This is a genomic window from uncultured Nostoc sp., from assembly GCF_964247315.1.
In the GTDB taxonomy this organism is placed as follows: Bacteria; Cyanobacteriota; Cyanobacteriia; order Cyanobacteriales; family Nostocaceae; genus Nostoc.
In genome coordinates this window covers 34,447-52,816 of sequence record NZ_CAXTTT010000048.1, presented here as the reverse complement: position 1 = coordinate 52,816, position 18,370 = coordinate 34,447, and the positions used below count along the sequence as shown (strand labels likewise).

10 protein-coding genes are annotated in these 18,370 nt (G+C 42.1%); all 10 read left to right on the top strand.

The genetic code is table 11. From position 1 onward, the window contains the following. Positions 1-38 precede the first annotated feature (38 nt). The 10 genes from ACFE93_RS16005 to ACFE93_RS15960 all read left to right on the top strand — a co-directional run bounded on the left by ACFE93_RS16005 (position 39) and on the right by ACFE93_RS15960 (position 18,336). Positions 39-3,452, top strand: coding sequence for an amino acid adenylation domain-containing protein (locus ACFE93_RS16005; protein WP_375474225.1), 3,414 nt, complete (start codon positions 39-41; stop codon positions 3,450-3,452). Positions 3,453-3,652: 200 nt separating this feature from the next. Next, positions 3,653-6,775, top strand: coding sequence for a type I polyketide synthase (locus tag ACFE93_RS16000; RefSeq protein ID WP_375474228.1), 3,123 nt, complete (start codon positions 3,653-3,655; stop codon positions 6,773-6,775). Beyond that, positions 6,715-8,313 (top strand): SDR family NAD(P)-dependent oxidoreductase, encoded by a 1,599-nt coding sequence (locus ACFE93_RS15995; protein WP_375474224.1) that lies wholly within the window; start codon positions 6,715-6,717, stop codon positions 8,311-8,313. Before ACFE93_RS16000 ends, ACFE93_RS15995 begins: the two co-directional genes overlap by 61 nt. Positions 8,314-8,358: 45 nt before the next feature. After that, the gene (locus tag ACFE93_RS15990; RefSeq protein ID WP_375474223.1) at positions 8,359-9,135 is read left to right on the top strand and encodes a condensation domain-containing protein; all 777 of its coding nucleotides are present in this window, start codon (positions 8,359-8,361) and stop codon (positions 9,133-9,135) included. A 255-nt stretch (positions 9,136-9,390) separates the two neighbouring features. Next, positions 9,391-10,689, top strand: a complete 1,299-nt coding sequence (locus ACFE93_RS15985) for an AMP-binding protein (protein WP_375474222.1) — start codon at positions 9,391-9,393, stop codon at positions 10,687-10,689. A gap of 16 nt (positions 10,690-10,705) precedes the next feature. Then, a complete protein-coding gene (locus ACFE93_RS15980; protein ID WP_375474221.1) occupies positions 10,706-11,824 on the top strand; it encodes a glycosyltransferase in 1,119 nt (372 codons plus the stop codon). 235 nt (positions 11,825-12,059) lie between these two features. Beyond that, entirely contained in the window at positions 12,060-13,022 is a 963-nt protein-coding gene (locus ACFE93_RS15975; protein WP_375474220.1) for a glycosyltransferase family 9 protein, read from the top strand. Positions 13,023-13,616: 594 nt separating this feature from the next. Then, the gene (locus tag ACFE93_RS15970; RefSeq protein ID WP_375474219.1) at positions 13,617-17,603 is read left to right on the top strand and encodes a magnesium chelatase subunit H; all 3,987 of its coding nucleotides are present in this window, start codon (positions 13,617-13,619) and stop codon (positions 17,601-17,603) included. 63 nt (positions 17,604-17,666) lie between these two features. Beyond that, complete coding sequence (locus ACFE93_RS15965; RefSeq protein ID WP_375474218.1) at positions 17,667-17,945, top strand: type II toxin-antitoxin system RelE/ParE family toxin; 279 nt, start codon at positions 17,667-17,669, stop codon at positions 17,943-17,945. A gap of 79 nt (positions 17,946-18,024) precedes the next feature. After that, positions 18,025-18,336, top strand: coding sequence for a HigA family addiction module antitoxin (locus ACFE93_RS15960; protein ID WP_375474217.1), 312 nt, complete (start codon positions 18,025-18,027; stop codon positions 18,334-18,336). The last annotated feature ends 34 nt before the right edge of the window (positions 18,337-18,370 follow it).

Genomic DNA, 18,370 nt, shown 5'->3' with positions numbered 1-18,370 from the left:
ACGAACTCACCTCTATTTACCACTTTGCCAACATTTAGATGCGTTTGCCCTGGGGGGGTGTGCGGTTTGACCTGGAAATGGACTTTTGGGAAGTAGCTGGAGGTCTGAATGGGATTTGTTATTACAACACCGACTTATTTGATGCACAGACAATCATCCGCATGATCGGGCATTTTCAGACTTTGTTAACGGGAATCCTGGAGAATCCACAGCAGCCACTTACTCATTTACCTCTGCTCACTGCAATACAAACCCATGAGTTGCTATTAGCTGGGCAAGGAAAAAAGACTACTTATCCTACCTCTAAATGTATCCACCACTTGTTTGAACAACAGGTGGAAAAAACTCCAAATGCTATAGCCTTGCAATACTCAGGGCAACAAATTAGCTATCGGGAATTGAACGAACGAGCTAATCAGCTTGCCGATTACCTGCTCATATTGGGTGTGCAACCAGAAGTGCTGGTGGGTATCTATGTCGAACGTTCCATTGAGATGATAGTTGGTTGGCTAGGAATTCTCAAAGCTGGTGGAGCTTACATTCCCATAGACCCAGTTTATCCTCAAGAACGAATAGCTTATATCTTGCAAGATACTCGGTTAACAATACTACTGACGCAACAAAAATTACTTTCAAAGCTTCCAGAACTGAAGGCAAAAGCCATTTGCTTAGATACCGATTGGGAGGAAATTAGCGATCGCAGTGTCTCCAATCCAATGACTGAAGTATCTCCAACTAACTTGGCTTATGTGATTTACACCTCCGGTTCTACAGGATCGCCGAAGGGAGTGGCGATCGCTCATGAATCGTTGGTGAATTTTGCCTCAATAGCAGTTCAGGAATACCGCATCAATCAGCAAGACCGGATTCTTCAGTTTGCTTCAGTTAGTTTTGATACATCTATAGAAGAAGTTTACCCGTGTTTAATCGCAGGTGGAACACTGGTACTGCGGACAGATGCAATGTTGAGTTCTAGCGATCGTTTTTGGCAGCAGTGCCGGGATTGGCAATTAACAGTGTTAAACTTGCCAACAGCCTACTGGCATAATCTAACCGTTGAATTGACACATTCAGACCCGATTATTCCTGAATCTCTCAAACTGGTAATTATTGGTGGTGAGCAGGCAGATCCAGAGAATTTGAGGCGTTGGCAAAGGAGTGTGGCGCACCTGCCCAATCCCCCAGAATTAATCAATACTTACGGACCGACAGAAGCAACCGTCGTGACTACCCTCTGGCGAGCAGCAAACTCAGATGCTGTAACAATGGAGTTACCCGAAGTACCAATTGGAAGACCGATTGACAATACTCAAGTTTATGTTCTAGATTCACATCTGCAATTAGTACCGATTGGTGTCCCTGGAGAACTTCATATTGGTGGTGCAGGTCTGGCGCGGGGTTATCTTAACCGCCCAGACTTAACCCAAGATAAATTTATCCCCAATAATCTATTCAAGAGTCAACAGATAGAAGGAAATCGCCTTTACAAAACAGGAGACTTAGTTCGCTATCGACCTGATGGTAATTTGGAATTTCTTGGTCGGATTGATAACCAAGTGAAAATTCGGGGCTTCCGCATTGAATTGGGAGAAATCGAAGCCGCGTTGAATCAATATCCCTTGGTGCAGGAAAGTATAGTCATTGCCAGAGAAACTGCTCCTAGTGACAAACGCCTTGTGGCTTATTTAGTCGTCAATCTCAAAGGTGAAACCATATCAGGGGAAATGAACCAATGGGAAAACGAACAGATTAGTACTTGGCAAAAAGTCTACGAACAAAATGATAGTCTGTCAGCAGCATCTGATGACTTAACCTTCAATATCATTGGTTGGGACAATAGTTATACTGGCAAACCTATTCCAGCATCAGAAATGCGCGAGTGGGTAAATAACACAGTACACAGAATTCTAGCTTTTTCTCCTCAACGAGTATTGGAAATTGGTTGTGGTACAGGACTGCTGCTATGCCGCATTGCACCCCACTGCGATGAGTATTGGGGAATTGATTATTCTCAACCAGTACTCCAGCATATTGAGCAAATTAAACAAGTGGTTCCGGGTTTAGAACGGGTAAAATTGCTGTACAAGCTTGCTGATGACTTTGAGGAAATTCTCAATCACCAATTTGACACTGTAATTATTAACTCAGTGGTGCAGTATTTCCCCAGTGCAGACTATCTCCTGCGGGTTCTTAAAGGAGCGATGACAGCAATTGGCGATCGCGGCACTATCTTTATCGGTGATGTCCGCAGCTTACCGTTACTGGATGCTTACCACGCCTTAGTTCAGTTATCTAGAGCTTCTAAGGAACTAACTGTTGAGCAATGGCAGCAGAAGGTACATCAAAGTGTGCCAGCAGAAGAGGAATTGGTTATCGCTCCTGCTTTCTTTTTAGCTCTACAGCAACACTTTCCTCAAATAACTCAGGTAGAAATTCAACTCAAGCGTGGTCACTATCACAATGAGCTAACCCAATTCCGTTACGATGTCACACTGCATTTAGGTAAATCAGCATTAACAACTGCAATCTCCTGGTTAGACTGGCAACTAGACAACCTAACTTTAGCAAAGATACATCAAAGGTTGTTGCAGGAGCAGCCAGAAATGTTAGGAATCCGGCATATTCCTAATAGCCGCGTGCAGCACTCAGTACAATTGCGTGAATGGTTACAAAATCCCCCCGCCGTTAAGACAGTAGGACAACTACAACAGCAACTGATGCAATTACCAGCAGCAGGTGTCGATCCTGAGCAGTTTTGGGAACTGAGCGAACAAGTTGCTTATACTATGCACGTAAGTTGGTGGAATGCTAGCCAGGACGGTTGTTATGATGTTGTGTTTTCTCGCAGCGAGGTAACAAAGCCAAATTGGGATACCCAAATCACTTCCAAGCCCTGGAATTACTATACAAACAATCCCCTGCGGGGCAAGTTAGTTCAGAAGCTGGTACCCCAAGTACGCGAATTTATCCAACAGAAACTACCCAATTACATGATGCCCCAGGCATTTTTAATCCTTGATGCCTTGCCACTCACACCTAATGGTAAAGTAGACCGTCGCGCTCTTCCCAGCCCCAACTCAGTTGTGAGAACATCTTCGTTGGAAATGCCACAAACCCAGGCAGAACAACTCATTGCTGATGTTTGGCAAAAAAACCTGCAAATAGAAAAAGTTGCCCTGGATGATAATTTCTTTGACTTGGGTGGAAATTCCTTGCGATTAGTCCAGGTGCGGGAGCAACTGCAAACTATCTTTACTAAAGAATTATCAATAATAGAGATGTTTCAGTATCCAACGGTGAGGGCATTGGGGCAATATTTAAACGGACAGGTATCACCAAAAGCAGATACTGAGAAATTAGCTCCAGAGCGATCGCAAATTCGCAGCAATCAAGTTTCTCGGAACCCACAAAGGAATATCAGACAACAGTATCGATCGCAGAAAAAAGGGTAATTCGATTTTGGATATTTTATCAGAATACGGTTTAATTAAGGCTTAACTCTTTGTCAAATTCAATTTTTTTAACGAACCGCAAAGGACGCAAAGAGCGCAAAGGAAGAGAAGGAAGAAATGCTTAACTGAACTGTATTGGATTTTATCAATCAAAAATTTAAGATTTCAATTTTTTTTTAAATAATTTAAGAGTAGAGATGATGAATTTTTCTCCAGATGAAATTTCAGAATCAGATATCGCCATCATTGCCATGTCTGGGCGTTTTCCAGGTGCGAAAAATATAGATGCATTTTGGGAAAATTTGCGAGATGGTATCGAAACTATTTCTTGGTTATCTGAGCAAGAATTGCTGATGAATGGAGTTCAGCCAGAACTGTTGCAAAACCGCAACTATGTTAGGGCTAGTGCTGTACTTGATGACATTGAGTTATTTGATGCTAATTTCTTTGGCATTAATCCGAAAGAGGCTGAAATACTTGATCCGCAACAACGCCTTTTTTTGGAATGTGCTTGGGAAACTGTAGAACAAGCTGGTTATAACCCTCAAACTTACACTGGGTCAATCGGAGTTTATGCTGGACTGATTGAGAGCCGTTATCTACTCAAAAATCTTTACCCCAATCAGGAACTCAACCAGTCAGTCAGTACTTATCAATTATCACTGGCAAATGAAAAAGATTTTCTGCCAACTAGGGTAGCCTACAAACTAAATCTTACCGGGCCCGCAGTCAATATTCAAACGGCTTGTTCAACTTCGTTAGTTGCAGTTCACGTGGCTTGCCAAAGCTTGGTTAATGGCGAGTGTGACATGGCTTTAGCTGGTGGTGTTGCGATCGCCGTTCCCCAGAAGATAGGTTATTTATATCAAGAGGAGATGATTGCATCCCCTGATGGTCACTGTCGCGCTTTTGATGCCAAAGCACAAGGAACTTTTCGGGGCAATGGTGTGGGTATTGTCATGCTGAAGCGTGCAAAAGATGCGATCGCTGATAGAGATTATATTCACGCCATCATTAAAGGTTCTGCCATTAATAACGATGGCACGAACAAGATCGGGTTTACAGCTCCTAGTGTTAAAGGTCAAGCAGATGTCATTGCTGAGGCGCAGGCGATCGCTGGTATAGATGTAGAAACCATCACCTATGTGGAAACTCATGGTACAGGTACAACCTTGGGCGATCCGATTGAAATCGCTGCTTTGACTCAAGCTTTTCGCCAAAATAGCCAGCGAAAAGGTTTTTGTGCGTTCGCGAAGCGTGCACATTGTGCAATCGGTTCCCTGAAAACAAATATGGGACATCTAGATACCGCAGCTGGTGTCGCAGGTTTAATCAAGACAGTTTTGGCGCTGAAGCATCAACAAATCCCTCCAAGTTTAAACTTTGAGACTCCCAATCCGAAAATTGATTTTGCCAACACTCCCTTCTATGTCAACACTCAGTTGGCTGAATGGAAAACTGATGGAATTAAGCGACGAGCTGGAGTTAGTTCTTTTGGCATTGGCGGAACAAACGCCCATGTTGTACTGGAAGAAGCGCCTATTTTAGAAAGCAGTTCACCAGAAACAAGACCAATACAGTTATTAGTCCTATCTGCGAAAACAAGTTCTGCCTTAGAAACAGCAACCAACAATCTCAACGCTTACCTGAAGCAACATCCTGAATTAAATTTAGCTGATGTGGCGTATACCCTAAGTATCGGTCGTCAAGCTTTTGAACATCGGCGGATTTTGGTGCGTTCCGAATCAGAACAGGTTTTTACAGGTCAGGCAAAATCTTCGTCACCTTCAGTTATTTTCATGTTTTCTGGTCAAGGTTCCCAATATGTGAACATGGCACGCGAAATCTATGAAACTGAAACCATTTTTCGTGAACAAGTTGATTACTGTGCAGAATTACTCCAACCAGAATTAGGGCTGAATTTACGTGATATTCTTTACCCCAGTCCTGAACAAACAAAAGCAGCCGCAGAGCAACTCCAACAAACAGCGATCGCCCAACCAGCCATCTTTACTATTGAGTACGCCCTAGCAAAACTCTGGGAATCCTGGGGAGTCAGTCCTCAAGGTTTCATTGGTCACAGTATTGGTGAATACGTCGCCGCTTGTTTAGCCGGGGTTTTCTCCCTTGAAGATGCCTTGTCTCTGGTAGCCATACGTGGACGCATGATGCAGCAACTACCCCCTGGAGCGATGCTGTCTGTGCCTCTATCTGCGACAGAAATTGAACCTTTCTTGAGCAGAGAAATTTGTTTAGCTGCTATTAACGAACCATCCCGTTGTGTAGTTTCCGGCACCAAGTCAGCAGTTACCGCCTTAGAAAATAAGTTGCTATCTCAAGGAATTGAATCTCGTTACTTGCACACTTCCCATGCATTCCATTCTCAGATGATGGAACCGATTTTGGAATTGTTTGCTAAAGCTGTGCAAAAAGTCACTTTAAATATGCCATGCATCCCCTATATTTCTAACCTCACAGGTACATGGATTACAGCAGAGCAGGCAACTAACCCCCACTATTGGAGTCAACATCTACGCTCTCCCGTGCAATTTTCCCGTGGGATTGATTTATTGTTGAAATCTGACCACCTGCTGCTAGAAGTGGGGCCGGGAAGGACATTAAGCACCTTTACCAAAAGGCATCTCAGTACAGCAGTATCTCAAGTTGTGCTAACATCTCTGCGTCATCTTCAAGAAGTCCGCTCAGATATGGATTTCTTGTTAACTACTTTAGGGCAACTGTGGTTAACGGGAGTTGAGATAGATTGGTTTGGTTTTTACGCAAACCAAAACTGCCATCGCTTGCCATTGCCAACCTATCCTTTCGAGCGCCAGCGTTATTGGATTGAGGCAATTACAAACAATCAAAACCATTTGCAGCCAATAACAACTATCCAAACACTTGATGAATCCTTATCGGCGAAAAAAACAGATATTGCCGACTGGTTTTATATTCCATCTTGGAAACGTTCTATTTTGCCTATATCAACAAAACAGGTAACAAAATGTTGGTTGTTTTTTGCTGATGAATCCGGTTTTGGAGAACAACTAGCTAACAGACTTGCAGAAACTGGGCAAAAAGTGATAATTGTCAAGCCTGGGGAATCCTTTCTTAAAAAAGGTGATGGAATTTATACCCTTAATCCTCAACAGCGCGATGATTACGATCGCCTTTTGATTGAACTTCAAGCTTTACAATTCATTCCTAACCAAGTGGTTCATTGTTGGAGTGTTGGAGAAACGCCTGTTACTGAATATCCTTTATGGGTGGAAGAAGCGCAAAATTCAGGTTTTATAGTCTGCTATATCTTGCTCAAGCATTAGGGCAAATAAACTTTACTGACGATTGCCAACTTACGGTTATTTCCAATAATATGTGGGAAATCGCCTCGGAAGGATGGTTATCTCCAGAAAAAGCTACCCTGATGGGGCCGATTAACGTTATTCCCCAGGAATACCCAAATATCAGTTGTCGTAGTATTGACATTGTACTACCGCCTGCACCTTGGCAAAAAGCTAAACTCCTCGATCAACTGTTAAAAGAATTACAGGCTGAGTCAGAAGATCGGGTAATTGCTTATCGGGGAAATTATCGTTGGATACGTACCTTTGAATCTGTTCCCTTGGAAACGCCTCAAGCCAGCACATTACCTTTAAAAACAGGCGGTGTCTATTTAATTACTGGTGGTATGGGTGGTATTGGCTTGTCCCTAGCTGAATACTTAGCCAAAACAGTACAAGCAAAACTAATTCTGATTGCACGTTCTGATTTTCCTGTCCGTTCTGAGTGGGAACAATGGCTGTTAACTCACCATGAGCAAGATGCTACCAGCCGAAAAATTCAAAAAATCCAAGAGATGGAAGTACTAGGGGCTGAGGTTTTGGTAATTACTGCTGATGTGGCGAATCAGGAACAGATGCACAAGGCGATCGCAAATTCCTTAACCCACTTTGGTGATATTCATGGTGCAATCCATGCTGCTGGTGTTCCGGGTGGGGGAATAATTCAACTTAAAAACCGATCGATGACGGAAGAGATTTTTGCACCGAAAATCAAAGGTACTCTTGTTTTAGATCGAGTGCTTCAGGATATCAAGTTAGATTGGCTGATTCTGTGTTCATCACTCAACTCTGTTCAAGCACTATTTGGACAAGTAGACTATTGTGCTGCCAATGCTTTTCTAGATGCCTTCGCTCACTATAAAACTAACCAAGGCACAAACACAATTGCCATTAACTGGGATGCTTGGCAGGAAGTGGGTATGGCAGCTAAGGCAGTGTCCCATACAGAGGATACCTCTGCTGCTGGTTCCACCACAAATGGCTTGAAGAACTTGTTACAAGGCAATGTGCAAAAATGGTTGTTACCTAGCGAAGGGGTTGATGTTTTTAGGCGAATTCTTAGTTATGGGCTGACTCAGGTGTTGGTTTCAACTGTCAATTTAGAAACATCAATTAAGCAGGAAAATAAATTTTCCCAAACAGTTGCTTTTCAAAATGATGCTACATCAGAAAAGACCAATGCGGGCGCTTATCCACGTCCTCAACTCAGCAATCCTTATGTTGCACCTCGTAATCCTTTAGAAGAAGCGATCGCTCAAGTATGGCAACAATTTTTAGGTATTGCAGCAGTTGGTGTAGGCGATCGCTTCCTAGATTTGGGGGGAGATTCCTTACTAGGAACACAAATTATTGCCCAACTCAGGGAACGTCTAGCAGTCAAATTGTCTTTGGCGAGTTTATTTGAAACCCCAACAGTAGCAGAGATGGCTGCTAGTTTAGTTAATAAAATTGGTAGAGATAAACACTTAATGAAAAATCCGGTTTTAGAGTCTAGCGATCGCGAGGAATTCATTTTATAAATTCTAACTTCTGACTCACAACCTTCGACTCTCGAATTCTTACCAATGAAAAATACTCAAGAATTTTTAACACACCTCAAACGTTTAGATATCTATATTTCTTTAGCAGATGGACATCTGCATTGTAATGCTCCCAAGGGAGCGCTGACACCAGAAATTAAAACAGAACTAGCTAACCACAAAGCAGATATTGTAGCTTGGTTGCAGCAAAATCAAATCCAACCGCTTCGTCCGGTTAAGCGAACAGAAAATCTACCTCTTTCCTCTGCTCAAGCTAGACTCTGGTTTCTAGAACAACTTGATGCAGGTAACACTACCTATAGTTTACCCAATCCTTATCAATTAACTGGTGAATTAAATATCACAGTGTTAGAGCAAGCAATTACTGAACTATTGCGGCGACACGAAGTTCTCAGAACTAACTTGCAAGCGGTGAATGGCGCACCAGTCCAAGTTATTCACTCTCCCCAAAAAGTAACACTACCAATTATTAACTTAGAAGGTTTAACTGCTGATGAACAAGCTATTGAAGTTAAGTTTCTCAGCAATAAAGATGCTAGTAAACCATTTGACTTAGCACACGATTCTTTGTTACGTCTCACCTTAGTACGTCTGAATGCCCAAACTCATATACTCCTGCTAAATATGCATCACATTATTTTTGATGCTTGGTCTATGGGGATCTTAATGCAAGAGTTATCTGTACTGTATGGTGCTTATTTGCAAAAACTGCCATCTCCTTTACCAAAGTTACCACTTCAATATATTGACTTTGCAGTTTGGGAAAGCCAGTCAGGGCAAACGCATCTAAATTACTCTTGATCACAACCAAGGTTAAGAACCAACGAAAAAATCAGCATTTATCGTTTGGTTTAGTTTCCCAAGCTCAAAGTGATCGCTTCAACCTGTGTCAATAAGCAACAATTAATGCGACTATTTGGGAGCTTATTGAAAATACAATCCTTTTGTTGACATGATGCGGCCGCCCTGGAAAGCCAGTGGCTTAAGAGTGAAAGATTTGAAGAAGAACTGAACTATTGGCGGCAAAAGCTAGCGGGAATTATACCAGAACTAACTTTGCCTATAGCGCGTTCAGCTTTGCTGCTGCCCCCTTTAGTTAACTTTACATCTGTAGCCATCAAAGAATATGGTATTCATCAGCAAGACCGGATTTTGCAGTTTGCTTCTATCAGTTTTGATACTGCTGCTGAAGAAATCTATCCCTGTCTAACTACTGGTGCAACTTTAGTATTGCGGACAGAAGATTTGTTAAGCTCTAGTCATCAATTTTGGCAATGTTGTCAAGATTGGCAATTAACAGTGCTAGACTTGCCAACAGCTTACTGGCATTACTTAACTGCTGACTTGCAAGCATCTGATTCCAGAATTCCCTCATGTTTGCGATTAGTGATTATTGGTGGAGAGCAAGCACTAACAGAGAATTTGAAAAGATGGTATCTGAGTTTAAAAAGCTCAAAAAACCCACCATTATTAGTCAATACTTATGGCCCTACAGAAGCCACCATTATCACTACCATTTATACTTTCCCAGACTCCACAGTAGAACCAGCACACTGGGAAGTCCCGATTGGGCGACCGATTGGGAATACTCAAGTTTATGTCCTAGATAAATATCTGCAATCTGTTCCGATTGGTATTCCTGGGGAATTGCATATTGCTGGTGTCTGTTTGGCTAAAGGCTACCTCAACCGTCCTGATTTAACCCAAGAAAAATTTATCTCCAATCCTTTCTCAAATAGCACCCAAGATGCCAAACTTTACAAAACTGGTGACTTAGTACGCTATCGATTAGATGGAAATTTAGAATTTATTGGTCGGATTGACAAACAGGTAAAAATTCGCGGTTTCCGAATTGAATTAGGAGAAATTGAAGCTGCGATCGCTCAACATCCTTTAATCTGCATGACGGCTGTTACTCTTCAAGAAGATCAGCCAGGAGACAAGCGCCTCATAGCTTATATTACTGCTGATGAAAATTTATCACCTAGCAGTATAGATGAATTTCTTCGCCAAAAGCTACCAAACTACATGATACCTACAACATGGATTAAACTAGATTCTTTACCTCTAACTTCTAACGGAAAAGTAGATTATCGCGCTCTCCCTAAACAAACAAAAAATATTAGTCAGGATAACGGTTTTGTCGCTCCCCGTAACGAACTAGAACGACAGATAGCACAAATTTGGGCAGAAGTGCTAAATGTGCCTGTGGTCGGGATTAAAAACAATTTTTTGGAACTAGGTGGTCATTCCCTTTTAGCCTTCGCTTTGATGAATAAAATTCAACAAAAATTCGGCAAAAATTTACCATCAAGGTTTATCCAGAGCCGGTATTCAATCTTTCTTTGCCTATAAAGATGAGATTGAGGGAGTGTTTCGGGAAAAAGCTAATGATTTGAAAAATACGGTAGAGATTGTCCAAAGAAACAATCAGTTTGTCGATTTAGCGAACTCAATTACAACACGAGTTGCCTTGAATTTCGTTGCCAATCCCTCAATTGCTGCTCTTAAACATGAAGCCTGTTATCAGAATGCTTCTTTACTCAACTTTCACACAATTCATGATGATTATTTTTCCTATCTTATGCTTCCCTCATTGACGAGAGATAAACCTGGCGTCTGTACGCTACATGATATGTGGAGTTTCACGGGACACTGTGCCTACAGTTACGACTGTTCAAAATGGCAAACTGGTTGTGGAAAATGTCCTTATCCGAATGCGTTACCTGCGATTGAACGAGATGCCACATCTCTAGAGTGGAAGTTAAAGAATTGGGCATATCAACACTCCAACTTAACGATTGTGGCTCCTAGTCGCTGGGTGGCTGAATGCGCTAAACAGAGTATGCTCAACTGTTTCCCCATTCATCACATTCCCTACGGAATTGATACAGTAGCCTATCAACCACTCGATCAACAGCAGTGTCAATCTGAACTGGGAATTCCCCAGCATAAAAAAGTTCTCATATTTGGAGCACAAGACTTGACCAATCGGCGTAAAGGTAGCGATCTATTGCTCAAAGCCCTTTCTCGCATACCTAAATCACTCAAAGCTGAAATCGTGTTGCTGACTTTTGGGGATGAAGCGAAGGCAATCTCAAATTTCGCAGAAATAGAAGTACTGCACCTTGGCTATATCAGCAGCGATCGCCTGAAAGCGGTTGCCTATTCTGCCGCCGATTTATTTCTGTTTCCAACCCGTGCTGATGTTTGCGGGTTAGTCGGTCTGGAGGCAGCAGCTTGTTGTACGCCGACAGTTGCTTTCAATGTTGGCGGCGTCCCAGATTATGTCCGTCCTGGTATCACTGGCTATTTAGCAAAACCTGAAGATACTGATGATTTCTGTAATGGGATTGTCCAACTATTAGAAGACGTTAATTTACGCGATCGGATGAGTCAAAATTGCCGCAAGGTTGCGGTTGAAGAGTACTCGTTAGAGGTGCAAGCCCAACGGTACATTCAGTTGTACCAGCAAATTCTTAACCTATAGGAGTAGAAATAACCAAACTAGCACTTTACCATATTAACTTTGCCGGGTAAACTCATTTTTATACTCATTCTCTTTTCTTTTTCTCTGCAAGCTAATTAAAAATTTATACATTTATTCATAGGTTAGTGTTTTGGTGGATTGGTAGCTTTTGAAATGGCTCAATTGTTGTGATCGCAAAATCAAAAAACTGCCTTTTTACTAAAAATTGAACACTCTAAATACAGAATAACCAAATATGTTCAATAACAACAGCACAACTCAATCTATCTTCTATCCACGATTTCGAGATTCAGAACCATTAGTTGCATCAAAATATTATACTGAAAAGTATAACTGTGACTTGGCAATACCTAGTTATATCGGAATAGGAAGTTGTATATGTTATACACCATTAATTGAAGCATTATCTTTAAACAAAGGACGACTCATAAAATTATTGACTGCTCCTTTAAACTACAATGAAAAGGCTCAAGAAAAAGGCTATTCAATCTGGGATAACAACCCATATATTGAGACAATTATTAATGCCGATGAGATAGACCCGAACATCATGGTAGAACTGACCATCGAGTCAGATAATTTTTGTCAAAGCCGTCATATCATAGAAAATATCTGTTTTGCTCATGGATTGCGTCCTCGTCAATTAAGGGGTTCTTTGTTTTTATCTCACGAAGAAATGCAGTGGGGATTAAAGACCCTTGCTCACCTCAAACGTCCCGTTGTTTGTATCTGTCCTTATGGAACTTCATCGAGTACTAAAGACTCACCTTGGCACTTAGATAATTGGCTGGAATTAGTCGATTTATTGAAAAATCAAGTAAGTTTTTTACATATTGGCAATAATGACTTTGAGCAAAAGACGTTTTCTATCTTTACACCAAAAACAACCATTAGACAAGCAATGGCTCTGATTTGGGCAAGTGACTTATATGTAGGATTTGATACTGGCCCTTCTCATATTGCCACTGCATTTCAGAAACCAACACTGGTTTTATGGGATGCTGTGAGAAAAGCTTCTTTAGAAGAAGAGAAACAGGAAGGATTTAGTATTGCTCATCTGCGTCGATGGTCTTATCCTCAAAATCAGAATTTAGTTATTCTTGGTGAGAAAAAGAACGAAGTCCTTGAAGACTGCTTGGAATTCATTCTTGAACAACTCAACTCCTTTAATCGACTCAGTAAACTAATCACAAATTGATAAAACTAAGTACAACATTTTATTAATTCGTAGCGAATTCTCTGCGCTCCTTTGCGTTTCCCTTTGCGAACCTTTGCGTTTAAATTTCAACCCTCAATTCGCCACGATTTTACGCAAAGCTGGAAAAATTGAGTAGCTGGCGTTGAGTAGCAGTGCCACGATCAACAGGCTTCTTGGACGGAAACTTGGAACGAGTTTTTTTAACTAATCGAGGATTGCTCCTGTGTTGTCGAGGTGGAATTTTTTCATCTAAAATCTCCATAAACAACCATCAGCAAAAAAAGGGAGTTCTCAATTTACTTGTTTTTGGCCTTAACTGAAAAGTATTGATATCTAAATAGCTATTTAACTATTAAAAATAAGTATTGCCAAAAATTTACAAATAGTGAGCGACTACTTTTAGATAAAGTCAACAATTACGAAGAAATATTTCGTTTTTTATATCGATTTGTGTCAGATAGACGATAAAATGCCCACTGGGCAAGCGTTTTCTGATAAAAAACACATATTGTGTAAATATCACAAGTTACCTGTGGCTAATGATGCCGCTAGGAACTTCCTTCAGAGAACACGCATCAAAGGAGCCGAAGAAGCATGTTCACACACGTCAAGTCCACCATTAGACACATTGCGCCTGATAACTTACGCGGACGTAGTTTAATCAAGGTGGTCTATGTCGTGCTTGAGTCCCAGTACCAGAGTGCTTTGTCGCAAGCAGTTCGCACAATTAACGCGAACAATCCCAACTTGGCGATTGAAATCAGCGGGTACTTGATTGAGGAACTCCGCGACCCAGAGAATTACGAAGAGTTCAAACGAGAAATTGAGAGCGCGAATATCTTCATCGCTTCCCTCATTTTCATCGAAGACTTAGCACAGAAAGTAGTAGCAGCAGTAGAACCACACCGCGATCGCTTGGACGTTTCCGTTGTCTTTCCCTCGATGCCAGAAGTCATGCGCCTAAGTAAAATGGGCAGCTTTTCCCTGGCACAGTTGGGTCAGTCAAAAAGTGCGATCGCCCAATTCATGCGGAAACGCAAAGAAAAATCCGGTGCGGGATTCCAAGATGGAATGCTGAAGCTTTTGCGAACCCTGCCGCAAGTGCTGAAATTTTTACCGATGGACAAGGCACAGGATGCCCGAAATTTCATGCTCAGTTTTCAGTATTGGCTAGGTGGTTCTCCAGAAAATCTGGAAAACTTCTTGCTGATGCTAGCTGATAAATATGTATTTAAAGGTTTAGAAAAACAGAATTTTGCACCTTCTACATACGAACAGCCGGTGGTTTATCCCGATCTAGGGATTTGGCACCCTTTGGCTGGCAGTATGTTTGAAGATGTCAGAGAGTACCTGAATTGGTATACAGCTCGTAAGGATATTTCTAGCGATCTAAAAGATCCCCTAGCTCCTTGTGTCGGGTTAGTATTGCAACGCACTCACCTAGTTACAGGGGATGATGCCCATTATGTAGCAATGGTGCAGGAGTTGGAAGCACTAGGCGCACGGGTACTACCTGTGTTTGCTGGTGGTTTGGACTTCTCCAAGCCTGTAGATGCATACTTTTATGAACCAAATACCAACATCCAGTTGGTAGATGCAGTGATATCGCTGACTGGTTTTGCTTTAGTGGGTGGCCCAGCCAGACAAGATCATCCCAAGGCAATCGAGTCACTCAAACGCTTAAACCGTCCTTACATGGTGGCGTTACCCTTAGTATTCCAAACCACAGAAGAGTGGATGGATAGCGATTTAGGGTTACATCCCATTCAAGTAGCTTTGCAAATTGCAATTCCTGAATTGGATGGGGCAATTGAGCCGATAATTTTATCCGGTAGGGATGGGACTACCGGCAAAGCGATCGCCCTGCGCGATCGGGTTGAAGCTGTAGCCGAACGCGCCTTAAAATGGGCAAATCTACGCCGCAAGCCGAAGCTTGATAAAAAAGTCGCGATTACCGTTTTCAGCTTTCCGCCAGATAAAGGCAACGTGGGAACCGCCGCCTATTTGGATGTATTCGGCTCCATCTATGAGGTAATGAAAGCCCTCAAAAATAACGGTTACGACTTACCAGAACTGCCAGAATCAGCCGAAGCGTTGATGCAAGAAGTCATCCATGACGCACAGGCGCAGTACAACAGCCCAGAACTGAACATTGCTTACAAAATGTCGGTTCCTGAGTATGAGGCGCTGACACCTTACTCTCACCGCCTAGAAGAAAACTGGGGCCCGCCTCCCGGACATCTCAACAGCGACGGGCAAAACTTGCTGATTTACGGTAAACAATTCGGTAACGTCTTCATCGGTGTCCAACCTACATTTGGTTACGAAGGCGATCCAATGCGGTTGTTGTTCTCTCGTTCAGCTAGTCCTCACCACGGTTTTGCTGCCTACTACACTTACCTAGAGCAAGTTTGGAAAGCTGATGCTGTACTGCACTTTGGTACACACGGTTCCTTGGAATTCATGCCAGGTAAACAGATGGGGATGTCTGGCGACTGTTATCCAGATAACTTGATTGGCTCAATTCCCAACTTGTATTACTACGCAGCTAATAATCCGAGTGAGGCGACAATTGCCAAACGTCGGAGTTATGCCGAAACAATTTCTTACTTGACACCGCCGGCAGAAAATGCTGGGTTGTATAAAGGTTTGAAAGAACTCAGCGAATTAATTGCTTCTTACCAAACCTTGAAAGATAGTGGACGCGGCATTCCCATTGTCAATAGCATCATGGATAAATGCCGGATCGTGAATCTGGATAAGGATATCAATCTTCCAGATACCGATGCCAGAGACATGAGTGCCGACGATCGCGATAATATTGTTGGCAACGTCTACCGCAAGTTGATGGAAATCGAGTCTAGGTTGTTGCCTTGTGGTTTGCACGTCATTGGTAAACCACCAAGTGCAGAAGAAGCGATCGCAACTCTCGTCAATATTGCCAGCTTGGATCGTCAAGAAGAAGAACTTCAAGGCTTACCGGGAATTATCGCTAACAGCATTGGGCGTAACATTGACGATATTTACCAAAATAATGACCGAGGTATTTTAGCAGATGTCCAGTTATTGCAAGATATCACCTTGGCAACCCGTGCAGCAGTTACTGCCCTTGTGCAAGAGCAAATCGATGCGGAAGGACGAGTTTCTTTCGTTTCCCGATTGAATTTCTTCAACATGGGCAAAAAAGAGCCTTGGGTAGAAGCATTGCATAAAGCAGGTTATCCCAAAGTTGACACAGCTACACTCAAACCCTTATTTGAGTATTTGGAATTCTGTCTGCAACAAGTTTGTGCCGACAACGAACTAGGAGCATTACTCAGAGGTTTAGAAGGCGAGTACATCCTACCTGGCCCTGGTGGTGATCCCATCCGCAACCCGGATGTCTTGCCCACGGGTAAGAATATCCATGCTCTAGATCCCCAATCAATCCCAACAACAGCAGCAGTACAATCAGCCAAAATCGTCGTAGATAGGCTTTTGGTGCGTAACAAGTCTGAAAACGATGGAAAATGGCCCGAAACCATCGCCTGCGTCCTTTGGGGAACCGATAACATCAAAACTTACGGCGAATCCCTGGCACAAATTATGTGGATGGTGGGCGTGCGTCCAGTTCCTGATGCCTTGGGACGGGTGAACAAGTTGGAATTGATATCTTTAGAAGAGTTGGGACGCCCCAGAATTGATGTAGTAATCAACTGTTCTGGTGTATTCCGCGACTTGTTCATCAACCAAATGAACCTGCTAGACCAAGGCGTGAAAATGGCAGCTGAGGCAGATGAACCCTTAGAAATGAACTTTGTTCGCAAACACGCTTTGCAACAAGCTGAGGAAATGGGGGTTAATCTGCGTCAAGCAGCGACGCGCGTCTTCTCCAACGCTTCTGGTTCTTACTCGTCAAATATCAACTTGGCAGTAGAAAACAGCACTTGGGATAGCGAAGCCGAGTTGCAGGAAATGTATCTCAATCGCAAATCTTTCGCCTTCAATTCCGATAACCCCGGAATCATGGATGAATCTCGGCAGATTTTTGAAAGCACATTGAAAACTGCTGATGCAACTTTCCAAAATTTGGATTCTTCCGAGATTAGCTTAACGGATGTTTCTCATTACTTTGATTCCGATCCCACAAAGCTTGTGGCAAATCTGCGGGGTGATGGTAAAAAACCAGCATCTTATATTGCAGATACAACCACAGCTAATGCTCAAGTGCGGACATTAACAGAAACCGTGCGCTTAGATGCGCGTACTAAATTGTTAAATCCCAAATGGTATGAGGGAATGCTGAATCACGGTTATGAAGGTGTGCGCGAACTCTCCAAGCGATTGGTAAACACAATGGGTTGGAGTGCAACAGCCGGCGCTGTCGATAACTGGATTTACGAGGATACTAACGAAACCTTCATCAAAGATGAAGAAATGCAGAAACGATTAATGAACCTGAATCCCCATTCTTTCCGCAAGGTTGTATCAACTTTGTTGGAAGTGAATGGACGCGGTTATTGGGAGACTAGCGAGGATAATTTAGATCGCCTACGCGAGTTGTACCAAGAAGTTGAAGACCGGATTGAAGGGATAGAGTAGGTTTACATGGGCAGGCGTTATGCCTGCCTTAACAATGAGATAAGGTTAACAAATGAAATATAAATGATTCAAACATTTCAAAATAAAGCATTAGAAAATTTGTTTAGAGAAAACTTTAATAAAGGAGTTCCTGCAAACTTAGAAAAGAAAATTAGAATCAGACTTGAAGTTATAGATTCAGCGTTAATTATAGAAGATATTAGATTACCGGGTTATGATTTGCATGAATTAAAAGGAGACAAAAAAGGAACTTGGTCAATAAAAATATCAGCAAACTGGCGTATAACTTTTACATTTGAAAATGGTGATGCTTATGATGTCAATCTTGAAGATTATCATTAACTCCTGTGTTAATATGATATTGATTGGCTAGACAATGCTAAGTAAAGTTGAGCAAATTCTTAAATAAAAAGTATTAATTATGGATAATTGGCAAGATATTACTGATAATAGATTAGTAAGACCAATACATCCTGGCGAAGTAATTGCAGATATTTTAGATGATTTAGATATTAATACCGCAAAGTTTGCAGAAATTTTAGGAGTATCTAATCAAACAATCCAAGAAATTATTAATGGTCAAAGACCAATTACAGTAGATATAGCAATACGTCTTGGTAAAGCTTTAGGAAATGGGCCAAGACTTTGGCTTAATCTTCAGCAAAAAGTTGAGCTTTGGGATGCTTTGCAAAGCCATAAAGAAGAATATGAGCAAGTCATGACATTGGTTTAGAAGAAATTGTGAAGAATCTTAGATGGCCGACGTG